This is a genomic window from Mesorhizobium sp. YR577, assembly GCF_900116595.1.
In the GTDB taxonomy this organism is placed as follows: Bacteria; Pseudomonadota; Alphaproteobacteria; order Rhizobiales; family Rhizobiaceae; genus Mesorhizobium_M.
Window position 1 is genome coordinate 249,106 of record NZ_FPBI01000011.1, and the last position, 14,445, is coordinate 263,550.

Annotated in this window: 11 protein-coding genes; 4 read left to right on the plus strand and 7 right to left on the minus strand. The window is 61.8% G+C overall.

Features of this window, described 5'->3' with window-relative positions; genetic code table 11:
• Positions 1-10 precede the first annotated feature (10 nt).
• A complete protein-coding gene (locus BM413_RS18065) occupies positions 11-754 on the plus strand; it encodes a L,D-transpeptidase (protein WP_091915503.1) in 744 nt (247 codons plus the stop codon).
• 75 nt (positions 755-829) lie between these two features.
• Here the strand turns inward: BM413_RS18065 and gabT are convergent, their stop codons facing one another.
• Positions 830-2,116, minus strand: a complete 1,287-nt coding sequence (gene gabT, locus BM413_RS18070; RefSeq protein ID WP_091915505.1) for a 4-aminobutyrate--2-oxoglutarate transaminase — start codon at positions 2,114-2,116, stop codon at positions 830-832.
• Positions 2,117-2,324: 208 nt separating this feature from the next.
• Here gabT and BM413_RS18075 point away from each other — a divergent pair, with 208 nt between their 5' ends.
• On the plus strand, positions 2,325-3,491 hold the full coding sequence (locus BM413_RS18075; protein WP_091915507.1) for a diphosphate--fructose-6-phosphate 1-phosphotransferase: 1,167 nt from the start codon (positions 2,325-2,327) through the stop codon (positions 3,489-3,491).
• Positions 3,492-3,665: 174 nt separating this feature from the next.
• Here the strand turns inward: BM413_RS18075 and BM413_RS18080 are convergent, their stop codons facing one another.
• The 3 genes from BM413_RS18080 to BM413_RS18090 are packed head-to-tail and all read right to left on the minus strand — an operon-like array spanning position 3,666 to position 7,013.
• Positions 3,666-4,061 (minus strand): CopM family metallochaperone, encoded by a 396-nt coding sequence (locus BM413_RS18080; RefSeq protein ID WP_091915509.1) that lies wholly within the window; start codon positions 4,059-4,061, stop codon positions 3,666-3,668.
• A gap of 14 nt (positions 4,062-4,075) precedes the next feature.
• Positions 4,076-4,504 (minus strand): Cu(I)-responsive transcriptional regulator, encoded by a 429-nt coding sequence (cueR, locus tag BM413_RS18085; RefSeq protein WP_091915511.1) that lies wholly within the window; start codon positions 4,502-4,504, stop codon positions 4,076-4,078.
• Positions 4,505-4,523: 19 nt separating this feature from the next.
• Positions 4,524-7,013: a heavy metal translocating P-type ATPase gene (locus BM413_RS18090; protein WP_175544353.1), complete on the minus strand. Its 2,490-nt coding sequence runs from the start codon at positions 7,011-7,013 to the stop codon at positions 4,524-4,526.
• Between the two features lie 158 nt (positions 7,014-7,171).
• On the opposite strand from BM413_RS18090, the gene BM413_RS18095 reads away from it, so the two are divergent.
• Complete coding sequence (locus BM413_RS18095; protein ID WP_091915516.1) at positions 7,172-7,354, plus strand: hypothetical protein; 183 nt, start codon at positions 7,172-7,174, stop codon at positions 7,352-7,354.
• A 2-nt stretch (positions 7,355-7,356) separates the two neighbouring features.
• Here BM413_RS18095 and kynU read toward each other — a convergent pair whose 3' ends face one another.
• Positions 7,357-8,604 (minus strand): kynureninase, encoded by a 1,248-nt coding sequence (gene kynU / locus BM413_RS18100; protein ID WP_091915578.1) that lies wholly within the window; start codon positions 8,602-8,604, stop codon positions 7,357-7,359.
• A gap of 153 nt (positions 8,605-8,757) precedes the next feature.
• Here kynU and BM413_RS18105 point away from each other — a divergent pair, with 153 nt between their 5' ends.
• Entirely contained in the window at positions 8,758-9,504 is a 747-nt protein-coding gene (locus BM413_RS18105) for a GntR family transcriptional regulator (RefSeq protein ID WP_244537908.1), read from the plus strand.
• Between the two features lie 3 nt (positions 9,505-9,507).
• Here BM413_RS18105 and BM413_RS18110 read toward each other — a convergent pair whose 3' ends face one another.
• On the minus strand, positions 9,508-12,669 hold the full coding sequence (locus BM413_RS18110; protein ID WP_091915521.1) for an efflux RND transporter permease subunit: 3,162 nt from the start codon (positions 12,667-12,669) through the stop codon (positions 9,508-9,510).
• A 10-nt stretch (positions 12,670-12,679) separates the two neighbouring features.
• Positions 12,680-14,017 carry an efflux RND transporter periplasmic adaptor subunit gene (locus tag BM413_RS18115; RefSeq protein WP_091915523.1) on the minus strand — a complete coding sequence of 446 codons (1,338 nt, stop codon included), beginning with the start codon at positions 14,015-14,017 and terminating at the stop codon, positions 12,680-12,682.
• Positions 14,018-14,445: the final 428 nt, after the last annotated feature.

A 14,445-nucleotide genomic window follows, 5' to 3' on the forward strand; every position in this document is an offset into this window, starting at 1 on the left:
AAACGTGCCCGTGTCGCAAAATCCAGCCTTGCCGAAATCCGTGCCTTCCGACGAACCCGGCCTTATTTCGCGGCGAGCAGCCCTGATCGGGCTTGGCTCGGCAGCGCTCCTTGGAACCGCCGGCTGCTCACGCAGCGTGGATATGTCCGCGCTCCAGCTCGACAATGTCACCACCGGCTCCATCCGGCCGCGCATCAGCGTCGACAAGCAGGTGACGCGCCCGGAGCTGATGTACGCCTCCTTCACCGACAGCGGCAACACGCTGCCGGAAATCCCCTTCGCCAAGATCAATCCGAAATTCCGCCGGCAGATCGTGGTCGACCCGACCGGCGAGCAGCCGGGCACGATCGTCGTGCATCTGCAGGAGCGCTTCCTTTATCTCGTACAGCCGGGCGGCGACGCCATCCGTTATGGCGTCGGCATCGGCAAGGACGGCTTCGTCTGGAATGGCCGCGCCAACATCCAGTACAAGAAGGAATGGCCGACCTGGACACCGCCTTCGGAGATGATCGGAAGGCGGCCGGAGCTGGAAAAATTCCGCGGCGGCCAGCCCGGCGGCCTGACCAACCCGCTCGGCGCGCGCGCGCTCTACATCTTCAAGGACGGCAACGACACGCTGTTTCGCGTCCACGGCTCGCCGGAATGGTGGTCGATCGGCACGGCCGTATCGTCCGGCTGCGTGCGCATGATCAATCAGGACGTTATCGACCTTTACAATCGCGTGCCGACCAAGACGCCGATCGTGGTCGTCTGATCCCTTCTCTGATACTCAGAAACAGAAACGCCGGCGGTGATGACCGCCGGCGTTTCTGCTTCAAGTAAACCGATCTCAGGCGTTGGCTGCGACCAGCGCCTTTTCCAGCTTGCCCAGACCCTCGGCAAGGATCTCGTCGGAGATCGTCAGCGGCATGAGGATGCGGATCGTGTTGGCGTTCACGCCGCAGGACAGAAGCACCAGACCTTCGGCGAGCGCTGCCGTCGTCACGCGCTTCGTGGCGTCCGCGTCGGGCTCCTCGCTTCCGCGGCTCTTCACGATATCGAACGCGACCATCGCACCCGGTCCACGAATGGCGGACATCGCCACCGTGTCGTTGCGCTGGGCAAAACGGGCCAGTTCGCCCTTGATGCGGTCACCGAGAGAATTGGCGCGATCGATCAGCTTTTCCTCAGCAATCACGTCGAGCACGGCAAGGGCTGCCGCGCAGGCAATGGGGCTGCCGGCATAGGTGCCGCCAAGACCGCCGGGCTCTGCCGCATCCATGATTTCGGCGCGGCCGATGACGCCCGAAAGCGGGAAGCCGCCGGCGAGCGATTTTGCGATCGTCAGCAGGTCAGGCTCGACGCCGCTGTTTTCGATGCCGAACATCTTGCCGGTGCGGGCAAAGCCGGTCTGAACCTCGTCGGCGATCAACAGGATGCCATGCTGGTCGCAGAGCTTGCGCAGCGCTTCCAGAAGCTCGGTCGGAGCCGGATGGAAACCGCCCTCGCCCTGAACCGGCTCGATGATGAAGGCGGCGACGTTCACCGGGTCAACATCTGCGCGGAACAGATACTCGATTGCCTTCAATGTGTCGGCAACCGTCGTGCCAAGCTGCGCAACGGGAAACGGCACATGCCAGATGCCGCCGGGCATGGGCCCGAACTTCTTCTTGTAGGGCGCGACCTTGCCGGTGAGCGCGCTGGTCATCAGCGTGCGGCCATGGAAGGCACCGGTGAAGGCAATCACATTGGTGCGCCCGGTTGCGGCGCGCGCGATCTTGACCGCGTTCTCGACGGCTTCCGCGCCGGTCGAAAACAGGATGCTCTTGGCCTCGCCCTTGAACGGGGCCAGCGCATTCAGCTTCTCGCAGAGCTCGATGTAGGGCTCGTAAGGCACGATCTGGAAGGCCGTATGCGTGAAGGCATCAAGCTGCTCGCGCACCGCGGCAATGACCTTTGGATGGCGATGGCCGGTGTTGAGCACGGCGATGCCGCCGCCGAAATCGACATAGCGCTTGTCATCGACATCCCATATCTCGGAGCCTTCCGCGCGCTTTGCGAAGACCGGATAGGCAGTCGCCACGCCGCGCGGGATCGCCGCGACCCGGCGGGACTGGAGAGAAGCATTGCTTGTCATGATATTCCTCGTTCAAAAATCGTTCCGCCCCATCTATTCGATGGAGCATGCCGGCGGCAACGGTGCACTATGCTGCCAGCGCAAAGATTGCATGGTTCCAGCGAAGTATCCGCATTTGATCGGATAATATCCGCTTTTGCGCCAATCATGTTGCGCCAAACCGGCAAGCGCGCAATCATGCCGCAAACAGTTCGAGAGGAATGCCTAGATGGCTGCAACATTCGTGATCGCTCAAGGCGGTGGACCTACGGCGGTCATCAACCAGACGATGGTGGGAGCGGTCATCGAAATCCAGAAACGTCACCCGGATGCACGTATTCTTGGCGCACGCCATGGCGTACGCGGCATTCGTGACGGCGACTACGTCGAGCTCTCCGACGTGCCGGAGGAACAGCTGCGCCGCGTCGGCACGACACCGGGCGCAGCCCTCGGCAGCACCCGAGACAAGCCGGACGCAGCCTATTGCGAGCTCGTGCTTGCCGGCCTGAAGAAAGTGGGCGCGGACGCCTTTATCTATATCGGCGGCAACGATACCGCCGGAACGCAGCAGATACTGGCCGACGCATCGGGCGGCTCAATTTCCTTCGTCCATGCACCCAAGACGATCGACAACGACCTGGTCGAAAACGACCATACGCCGGGCTTCATTTCTGCAGGCGAATTCGTCGCCGGTGCATTCCTGAGCGTCGATCTGGATTTCCGCGCTTTGCCCGGCGTCTATGTCGGCATCGTCATGGGCCGTCACGCCGGCTTCCTGACTGCCGCTGCTGCTGCCTGGCGCGACGACGAGGACAGCGGCCCGCATCTCATCTACGTGCCGGAGCGGGCCTTTTCAGTGCCCCGCTTCATCGACGATGTCCGCGCCACGCTCGGCCGCTACAAACGCTGCATCGTTGCCGTCTCCGAAGGTGTGAGCACAGCGGACGGCAAATCGCTGGTGGAAAGCATTGTGCCGCCAGATCGCCTCGAGCGCGACGCCCATGGCAATCTGAAACTGTCAGGCGGCGATCTCGGCCTCGCCTTCGAGCATGCGCTGCGCGACGGCCTGCCCGGAACGCGGGCGCGTGTCGATGCGCTCGGCTACATGCCGCGCGGCTATATCGGCGCGATCAATGACACCGACTCCCACGAAGCATTCAACGCTGGCGCTTTCGCCGTGGAAGCCGCGGCACAGGGCGGCGGCTCAGTGGCATTGCAGTTCGACGGCAACAAGACCGTCATGAAGCTGGTGCCGCTTTCGGCCGTGGCGGGCAAGACCCGCCACATGCCCGACGATTTCCTGAAGCCGGATATCAACGAGCTTTCCGACAAGGGCATTGCCTATCTGAACCGGCTGGTGCCGGGGAAATATCAGGTCGGCAAGCCATTCGTCTAAGATCGTTTCAGGTCGCGATGGAAACTGCCCCTCACCCTTACCCTCTCCCCGTAAAGGACGGGGAGAGGGGGTCGTCAGCGTTGCGGCCAGCTTCTTCTCCCCGTTCACGGGGAGAAGGTCCCGGCAGGGGGATGAGGGGCGGCGCACCTGAGCCGGAAAGGCTCTAAAGACCGCTCACTTCGCCGGATGCGCCGCCAGCCATTCGTTGAGCTGCTTGATCTCGCCTTCCTGCGCCTTGATGATGTCTTCGGAAAGCTTGCGGATTTCCGGGTCCTTGCCGTATTCGAGCTGGACCTTGGCCATGTCGATGGCAGCCTGGTGATGCGGGATCATGCCGCGCGCGAAATCGATATCGGGATCGCCCGTATATTCCATCGAGCCCATCGCCTGATGCATCGTGTCCATCGCCTTCATATAGCCCTTGGCTGCCGGCGTCTCAGCCCCGTTCGACATGGCCATGCCGCTCATATCGTGCGTGCTGTGGTCGGTCTGCGCGAGTGCGGCCCCGGCTATGCCGGCACCCAGCAAAAGGGCGGCCGAAAGCGCAACGAGCTTGCGTTGTGAGGTCATGGGAATCTCCTGTTTCAGTGCTTGGAAGGGGATGAATGTTCCGCCACATCGCGCGGCGCCTTGCCGGAAAGATCGTCGAGGATCGGGCAATCCGGCCGCGCATCGCCATGGCAATTGTGGACAAGGTGCTGCAACACGCCGCGAAGCTCGACGAGTTCCGCAATCTTGCGGTCGATCTCGCCGAGCTTGACCTCGGCCATCGCTTTCACATCAGCGCTCTCGCGGGCCGTATCGCCATAGAGCGACAGAAGCTGGCGGCATTCCTCAACCGAGAAGCCGAGGCTGCGCGAACGTTGCAGGAATTTCAGCCGATGGACATCGCTCGGTGAATAGTCGCGGTAGCCGTTTTCCGCACGACCGGGCTTGAGCAGCCCGATATCCTCGTAATAGCGGATCGTCTTGGCCGGAAGGCCGGAGCGGTCGGATGCGTCACCGATATTCATGGTTCTCGTCTCCAGAAATTCAGAGCTTCAGCGTTCTAAGCCGCAGCGCGTTGGCTATGACCGACACCGACGACAGGCTCATCGCGGCGGCGGCCAGCATCGGCGACAGCAGCATGCCGAAGATCGGATAGAGCACGCCTGCCGCCACCGGCACGCCGAGCAGATTGTAGATGAAGGCGAAGAACAGGTTTTGCTTGATGTTGCGGATCGTCGCCTGCGCCAGTGTGCGGGCCCGCACGATGCCGTTGAGATCGCCCTTCACCAGCGTGATGCCCGCACTTTCCACGGCAACGTCAGCACCCGTGCCCATGGCGATACCAACATCGGCAGCCGCAAGCGCCGGCGCGTCGTTGACGCCATCGCCGGCCATGGCGATCTTGGCACCCTTGGCGCGCAGCTCGTCGACCAGCGCCTTCTTGCCTTCGGGCAGGACATCGGCCCGAACCTCATCGATTCCAAGCTTGGCAGCGACTGCCCTGGCGGTGCGCTCATTGTCGCCGGTGGCCATGATGATCTTCAGCCCGCTTTCATGCAGCGCCTTGATCGCCTCGACCGTGGTCTTCTTGATCGGATCGGCGACGGCAACGATGCCGGCAAGCTTGCCATCGATGGTGACAAACATCGCCGTCTTGCCTTCGGCCCGGAGTGCATCCGCCTTGGCGCTCAATGAAGTCGCATCGACCTTAATCTCTTTCAGCATAGCGGCATTGCCGAGCACGACATGCTTTGCGCCGACGACGCCCCGGACGCCCTTACCCGTAACCGCCTCGAAATCCCTGACATCAAGCAACTTCACGCCGCGCGTCTTGGCGCCTTCGACAATCGCGTCAGCCAGCGGATGCTCGGAACCCTTTTCCAGTGTCGCGGCCAGCCCCAGCAACTCGTCCTCGGCAAAGCCGTTTACAGTGACGACATCGGTCAGCACCGGCCTGCCCTCGGTCAGCGTCCCGGTCTTGTCGACGATCAGCGTGTCGACGCCGGCGAAACGCTCCAGCGCTTCCGCATCCTTGATCAGGACGCCGGCATGCGCGCCCCTGCCCGTCGCCGTCATGATCGACATCGGCGTGGCAAGTCCGAGCGCACAGGGACAGGCGATGATCAGCACCGACACCGCCGAGACGATGGCGAAGATCATGCTCGGTTCCGGCCCGAACAGCGCCCAGACAACAAACGCGGCGATCGCCACCAGCACCACGGCCGGCACGAAATAATAGGCGACGCGATCGGCGAGCCCCTGGATCGGCGCACGCGACCGCTGCGCCTTGGCGACCAGCTCGACGATCTGCGACAGAACCGTATCCGCGCCGACCTTTTCGGCCTTGATGACCAGAGACCCGTTCTTGTTGATCGTGCCGCCGGTGACGCGGTCGCCGGCAGTCTTTTCGAGCGGCACGGGCTCACCGGTGATCATCGATTCATCGATCGAAGAACGGCCCTCGACCACCGATCCATCGACAGGAACGCTGTCACCCGGCCGGACACGGAGCCGGTCGCCGGCCTTGACCTCTTCCAGCGGCACATCCGCTTCCGAACCATCGGCGCTTATCAAGCGCGCGGTCTTCGGCGCAAGGTCGAGCAGCGCCCGGATTGCGGAACCGGTACGCTCGCGCGCCTTCAGCTCCAGCACCTGACCGAGAAACACCAGCGCAACGATGACGGCAGCAGCCTCGAAATAGACCGGCACCGCGCCACCGTGCCCCCGGAACGTATGCGGGAATGCATCGGGAAAGAGCGTCGCCACGACGCTGTAGAGATAGGCCGCACCGACACCGAGCGAGATCAGCGTCCACATGTTGGGGCTGCGGTTGATGATGGACTCCCAGCCGCGATGAAAAAACGGCAGCGCCGCCCAAAGCACTACGGGCGTGGCCAGCGCGAGCTCGATCCAGACGGCAAGCTTTTCGCCGACCCAGTCGCGCACAGGCAGGCCGATCATCGGCCCCATCGTCAGGATCAGAAGCGGGATGGACAGCGCGGCACTGACCCAGAAACGCCGCGTGAAATCGACGAGCTCGGGATTCGGCCCCTCATCGCCTGTCGGAACACCCATCGGCTCCAGCGCCATGCCGCATTTCGGGCAAGAACCGGGCTTGTCGCGGATGACCTCCGGATGCATCGGGCAGGTGTATTGCGTGCCCTTCGGCATGGCCTGAGGCGCCGGGCGGTCGCCGAGATATTTTGCCGGCTCGGCCTCGAACTTCGTCTTGCAACCGGCCGAGCAGAAATAGAAGCCCTGCCCTTCATGGCGGGCAAAATGCTTGGCGTTGGCACGATTGACCTTCATGCCGCAGACAGGATCAACGGCTTCGAGATAGGCGTCCGGGGTCTTGGTGAATTTCTCGCGGCAGGATGCGCTGCAGAAATGATAGACGTGCCCGCCATATTGAGCCGTCGGCTTGCCTGCAGCCGGATCGACGGTCATGCCGCAGACCGGATCACGAACGACCTCGGCGGCAGCGTTGCCGCCATGCGCCCCGCAGCAATTTGCGTGTTCGTGTTGATGATCCATGACTTCAATTCCCATGCCGTTCTTATGTAGGAACTGAACGTAAGGCTTCCAGCAACTGGAAGGTCAAGGCCTATTCCGTTTATTTCGGAACGGTTGACAAAGGGACGAAGTTACCCCTTCAGAGAATCCACCCAAATCAATGAGAGAAAGGATTCGCAATGAAACGCGTCGAGCTTTTGGCTCGCCTGAAATCAGCGCAAGTACATGATCTTTATAGGGGCAAGGACATCACGACCTTGACCGCCTTCATGAACAACACGGAACTTGAGAAGCACATCCAGGGCTTCGAAAAAGGTATCGAAGCCTCTGGGGACAGGCGCGCTAAAACGGCGAATGCCTGAGATCAGGTAACGGCGGCGCGAACCGCGAAGCGCTCTTCCTTCCAACTGCCGGTCTTCAGGATGTCATGCAGGATCGCCACTGCATCCCAAACATCGCGATAGCCGACATAGAGCGGCGTGAAGCCAAAGCGCATGACATTGGGCGCACGGAAATCGCCGATGACGCCACGATCGATCAGCGCCTGCATGATCTCGTAGGCATTTTGGTGCGCGAACGACACCTGGCTGCCGCGCCGTGCACCCTCTCGCGGCCCGACCAGCGTGACGTCAAATTCGCCACAGCGCGCCTCGACCAGTTCAATGAACAGGTCGGTCAGCGCAATGCTTTTCTGGCGCAGAAGCGTCATGTCGACATCGTCCCACATGTCGAGCGCGCCCTTCAGCGCTCGCAAAGACAGGATTGGCTGCGTGCCGCACAGAAAGCGACGAATGCCCGAGCCGGCCTGATAACCCTGCTCGAAAGCAAAGGGTTTGGCATGGCCCCACCAACCGGTCAGCGGCTGGCGAATATGCTCATGATGACGCTTGGCCGCATAGATGAAAGCCGGCGCGCCGGGGCCGCCATTGAGATATTTATATGTGCAGCCAACAGCAAAGTCGGCATCCGCACCATCAAGATCGACCGGCAGCGCGCCGGCGCTGTGGCACAGATCCCAGATGATGACCGCGCCTGCTTCATGCGCCTTGCGGGTCAGCGCTGCCATATCGCGCAACTCACCGCTCTTGTAGTTCACGTGGTTGACCAGAACCACGGCGACCTGCTCGTCTATCAGATCCTCGATCGCCGGTGCATCGACGCCTTCGAGGCGGATGGTGACGCTTGGGCGGGTCGCGGCAACACCTTCGGCCATGTAGATATCGGTCGGGAAGCTGCCGCCTTCGGCCACGATCACCGAGCGCTCCGGCCGCAGCCAGAGCGCGGCGTGAAGCGCCTTGTAGATATTGACCGAGGTCGTATCGCAAACCACCGTTTCGCCAGCGGCCGCACCGATCAGGCGGCCAACCCGGTCGCCCAGCTGTTCGGCAAGTTCGAACCAGCCGGCGCGGTTCCAGCTTCGGATCAGGCCGTCGGCCCATTCCTCGCGCGCTGCCTTGTCGAGTTCGGCGAAAGCGCTCTTTGGCGCAGCACCCAGCGAGTTGCCGTCGAGATAGATGACGCCCTGCGGCAGCACGAAACGGTCGCGCATATCGCGCAGCGGATCGGCAGCATCACGCGCTTCGATGGCGGCAAGATCTGGAACTGCACTCATGATCGGCAAACCTCGTTTTTTCGCGGGCGAATGCTGGCTCAGCCACCGCGCAAGAGATCATACGGGCCCAACATCACCTGTCAATATTATATATAATTTCCGCATTCACCAACTATGATATATAAAGCCGTATCAGAACCGACGGATCAGCCCATGGATGGCGAGCACATCAGCAAGACCGAAGCGGCCTACCGCGCTTTGCGGCGGGACATCTTGTCGACACGGCTTGGCCCCGGCGCGCCGCTGAAACTCGGCGCGTTGCGTGGCACCTATGGCATTGGCTGGACACCCTTGCGAGAGGCTCTATCACGGCTCGAGGCCGAGCGGCTTGTGACGGCGATCAGTAATCGCGGCTTTGCCGTAGCAGAGGTGTCGCGGGAGGAACTGGAAGACCTGACTCGCGCGCGCCTGCTCCTCGAGGTGCCGTTGTTCGTGGAGTCGATCCAGAACGGCGGCAGTGAATGGGAAGCGTCCGTCATCACCGCCCATTATCGCCTGTCCCGCTGCACGCCTGCCGTCGAGAATCCTTCGGAGACAGCGCTCGACGATTGGGATGAAAAACATCAGGCATTTCACGATGCCCTGCTGGGCGCGGCCACGTCACGCTGGCTTTTGCGTTTTCAGGAAACGGTCTCCGATCAACTGCGCCGCCACCATCGCTTCCTCAGCCTCGCCCCGATGCTGCGGGCAGCGGCCGGGCAGGAGCACGGGCATGAACAGGCGCTGGCCGCTCTGCGCGACGCCACCGCGATCGAACATCACACGCACCTGATGGAAGCCGCACTCGACCGCAACGTTGAGCGGGCCAAGGCGCTCATGACCGAACACATCGGCTATACGCTCGACGTTTACGCTCGATCGGAAGAAGAGCCGGCCAGCACGAAACGTCGCCGCCGCTGAACGCTACTCGGCAGCCTGCTTCGAACCTGCGATCTCGACGGGCAGCGTTTCAACCACAGCGCTCTTCTCCCCGCGCCCGGTAATCCGGCCGAGCCAACCCGACAACTGTTCCATGTAGAGGTACAGGACGGGCGTGACGAAAAGCGTCAGCGTCTGCGACACCACCAGGCCGCCAACGACCGCAACGCCCAGCGGCTGGCGCAATTCGGCGCTCGCGCCCGCGCCAAGCGCAATCGGCAAAGTGCTCATCATGGCAGCCAGCGTCGTCATCATGATCGGCCGGAACCGCATCAGGCAGGCCTTGTGGATGGCTTCCTGCGGCGAGGCCCCTTCGCGCCGAAGCGTCAGCGCTACATCGATCATCATGATCGCGTTCTTCTTGACGATGCCGATCAGCATCAGCAATCCGATGACGGCAATGACCGACAGGTCGAAGCCGAACCAGCCAATCGCAAGAAGCGCGCCCGCCGCTGCCGCCGGCAGGCCCGAAAGAATGGTAATCGGGTGAATGAAGCTCTCATACAGGATGCCGAGCACGATATAGATCGTCAGGATCGCACCGAGAATGAGCAGCCCTTGGTTGGCTGCCGCATCCTCGAATGTCTTGGCCGTTCCATAGAAACTGGTCGTCACCGACTGCGGCATGTCGATCTGCGTCTTGAGCCGATTGATCTCGTCGATGCTGTCGCCCAGCGCCACGCCGTTCGGCAAATTGTAGGAGATGGTGACCGCCGGCAACTGCCCAAGCTGGTTGACGGTCAGCGCACCTGCAACTCTTTCGATTGTCGAGAAGGCGCCGAGCGGCACCAGCGTCCCTGTACTCGTGGAAACCTGCAGCCGCGACAGCCGCTCCGGCGTCCAGTTTATCTGCGGGTCGAGTTCCAGGATGACCTCGTAGCTGTCGCTCGACGTATAGATGGTCGAAACCTGCTCGGCACCGAAACCGCTATAGAGCGTAGAGCGCAACACATCCGCCGTGATGCCGAGCGAGGCAGCCTTGTCGCGGTCGATGACCAGCCTTGCCTGCAAGGCGTTGTTCTGAAGGTCGGAGCTGACATCGGTGAAGAAGCGCCTGTCGGTGCTCATCGCATCGTTCAGCTTCTGCGCCCACTCGTTCATCTGGGTTTCGTCCAGGCTCTGGACGACAAGCTGGTATTGACTGGCCGAAGAGCGCGCGCCGACCGAAAGATTCTGCACCGGATTCATGAACGTGTTGATGCCGGGGATTTCGCCAAGTTGATGACGCAGGTCCGAAAGAACGGTCTGCAAGGGCGGCCGCTCGGATTTGGGCTTCAGCTCTATAAAGAGCCGGCCCGAATTCATGGCATTCGATCCGCCGCCGGCCCCGCCCCCACCGACGGAACTGCCGACATGCGTGACATAGGGCGATTTGGCAAAGACGTCGGCGACCTTCGCCTGAAGCGCACTCATCGCGTCAAAGGAAATGTCCTGACGCGCCTGCGTCGTCACCTGAAGCTGGCCGATATCTTCCGTCGGAAAGAAGCCCTTGGAAATTGTGTTCAGCTCATAGAACGTCAGCCCGATCGTGCCGAGAAAGACCAGGAAGACGACCAGATGAAAGCGGAAACACACCTTCAGCAATCGGTCGTAACCGCGAACGACCGCATCGAACCCGCGCTCGAGCCAGGCGCCGATACCGCGCTTGTCGCCTCCGTCGGACAGGGATGTTGTGGGCATGCGCGACGCAAGCATCGGCGTCAGCGTCAATGAAACGAACGTGGAAGCGAGGATCGCAACGACCACCACCACGGCAAATTCGTTGAAGATTTTGCCGATCACACCGCCCATCAGCAGAACGGGTATGAAAACGGCAACCAGCGAAATCGATATCGCGATGATGGTGAAGCCGATCTCTCGCGAGCCCTTGAGTGCTGCCTCGAACGCGCTGTCGCCATTCTCCTCCATGTGGCGGACGATGTTCTCAAGCATGACGATCGCATCGTCCACGACGAGGCCGACGGAAAGCGTCAGCGCCATGAGGGAAATGTTGTCGATGGAAAAGCCAAACAGATACATCACGCCGAGGGTGGCGATAAGCGAAATCGGAACTGCCAGAGCGGGGATGAGCGTTGCCCACACGCGGCGCACGAACACGAAGATCACCATAACGACCAGCGCGATCGTGAGCGCCAGGGTGAACTGCACGTCACTGACCGACGCGCGGATGGAGGCAGCGCGATCGTTCAGCGTTTCCAGCGAGGCCGCCGCCGGCAATTCGCTCTGGAATGTCGGCAGCATCTCCTTCACGCGGTCGACCACCGCGACCGTATTGGCGTCAGGCTGACGCTGCACGGCGAGGATGATGGCGCGCGAACCATCATACCAGCTCGCCGTCTGCGTGTTCACAACAGAGTCGATGACCCGTGTCACGTCGCCGAGACGAACCGCCTTGCCGTTGCTGCTTGCTATGATGAGGTTGGAGAAGGCGGCCGCGTTGTCGAGCTGGGTGTTCGCGACAATCGTCAATTGCTGCTGGCTGCCTTGCAGGGTGCCAAGCGGTGCATTGCTGTTGGCCGCAGCGATGGCCGTCTGGAGCTGGGAGACGGAAATGCCGCGTGCAGCCAGTGCATTGGCATCGATCTGGATACGCACGGCATATTCCTGGCTGCCGAAAATCGAGACCTGGGCCACGCCATTGAGCGTGGAAAGCGAAGGCGAAATGACCTGCTGGGCAAAGGCATCGAGGTCGGTCAGCGGCACGACATCGCTTTTCAGGGCGAGAAGCAGGATCGGCGCATCGGCAGGATTGACCTTCCGGTAACTCGGCGGCGACGGCATCTCGTCCGGCAGAGCGCGCTGCGTACGGGTGATCGCCGCCTGCACATCGGCTGCAGCAGCGTCGATGTCGCGATCGAGGTCGAACTGAATGGCGATGGAGGTCGTGCCGAGCGAGTTCGTCGTCGAGATGCTGTCGATGCCGGCAATGGTGGCGAACTGCTTGATCAGCGGCGTGGCGACCGATGTGGCCATCGTATCGGGCGAAGCGCCCGGCAGGGAAGCCGAAACATTGATGACCGGAAAGTCCGCCCGCGGCAGTGCCGCAACCGGCAGCGCCGTGTAGGCGAAGAGGCCGGCAAGCACCAGCGACAGCGACATCAGAAGCGTTGCGACGGGCCGGCGGATGCAGAATTCGGAGATCGTCATCGCCGTCGCCCTACTGTTGTACGCCGTCCTGCGCGGTGGCTTGGGACTTCTCGTAAGCCGCAGGCTGGACGGCCGAACTGCCATCGGCGTCAGCTGTCGCCGTAGTCGGCTTGACCGCAGCACCCGGCTTCAGCCGCAACTGCCCCTCGGTGACGATCTTGTCCCCCGGTTCGAGGCCCGAGGCGATCGCGGAGGTGTCACCGTCACTCAGCGCCACTTTGACAGGGCGAACCTCAACGGTGTTGTTCGAGCCGACGACATAAACGAACTGGCCGTTCTGGCCGGGCTGCAGCGCAACCGTCGGAATGACGGTCGCGTCGTTCAGGTCATCCTGATCGATCTCGACATCGACAAATTGCCCAGGCCACAGCACGAAGCTGCTGTTCTCAACGGTCGCGCGCATGGTGATCGTCCCGGACGCCGTATCGACCGCTGAATCGATGAAATCCATCCTTCCGGATGCGATCAGATCGGCGCTGCCGCTCTTGAGAACCCTGACCTCGGGCGCCTTGCCGGCATCCAGCAGTGGTTTGAAAACCTGCAGATTGTTCTCGGGGAGATGAAAACTGACCTGGATCGGATCGACCTGCGTGATCGTGACAAGGCCGGAAGTCGTGCTCGACGACGTGCTGGAGCCGCCGACCAGATCGCCGACCGAAACCTGCACCGCACCCAGCCGTCCGTCGATCGGGGCGGTAATGCTGGTGAAATCGAACTGTATCTGGTCGGCTTCGACGGTTGCCTGATCGCTGTCCACCGTCGCCTGTGCCGACTGCTGCGCGGCAAGCGCGTCGTCATAGGCCTGTTGCGTGCCCGCCTGCTTGGTGGCGAGATCCTTGGCACGGTTCATATCGGCTGTCGTGCTGACCAGAAGCGCACTGTCCTTGGCCAGAATGGCCTTGTCCCGCGCCAATTGCGCCCGCAGCGCCCGGTCGTCCAGCGAGATCAGCAGATCGCCCGCCTTGACCATCTGCCCGTCTTTTACGTGAATTTCCGTCACCTGGCTGGAAATCCGCGCGCCGACCGTAACCACAGCCGGCGATTGAACGGTGGCGAAGCTGCGGGTGACGACCGGAAAGGATTGCTTTTGCGCTGTGGCGACGATCACGGCGATCGGCCCACCCCCGCCCGATCTACCCTTCCCGGAGGAACCCGCCGATTGCGCCGTGGCTGTATTGGCATTCGACGTTGCCGCATCCGGCTTTTTCGCGGCATCAACAGGCGGATTGCCCGAGATAAGCTCCGTGACATAGCGCTGGCCGGTGCTGGTCAGACTCGGAAAGAAGAACAAGACGCCGGCTATGCCGAGCGCCGCAATGGCAAGGACAACGAAGTGGGAAGCCTTCATAACTTCGACCTTCAGAAACCTGACGATATTCTATGGATTGGAAGCCGCCCAAAGCAATGACGCTTTGCTTCGGGACTTAAGGACGCGAAATGCGGGTTTCGGGCGCTGCATGAAACCGCATTCCTATAACCGGCCTCGACCTCTAACATCGCTTTATGTCCCGACGAGGCGCAAAACGTTGCATCACGACCCGACAATTTGACGAAGGACTGCATGCCGAACAAGGCGGCATGCGTCCAGACAGCCGAGATGTAGGGGAGAAAACCGGTCCAAGCGAGGCGAAACCCGCGGATTACCAAGATTTAATATGCCGCTTATTTGTGCAACCGGAATGGCGACAGGGTGGCGCATTCATCGTGTGGCTGTTGCGTTGGGGGCGGATGGGGCTGTGGATTGGGGTGTGGAGCTGTTGGAGGGTGGCAGAACGA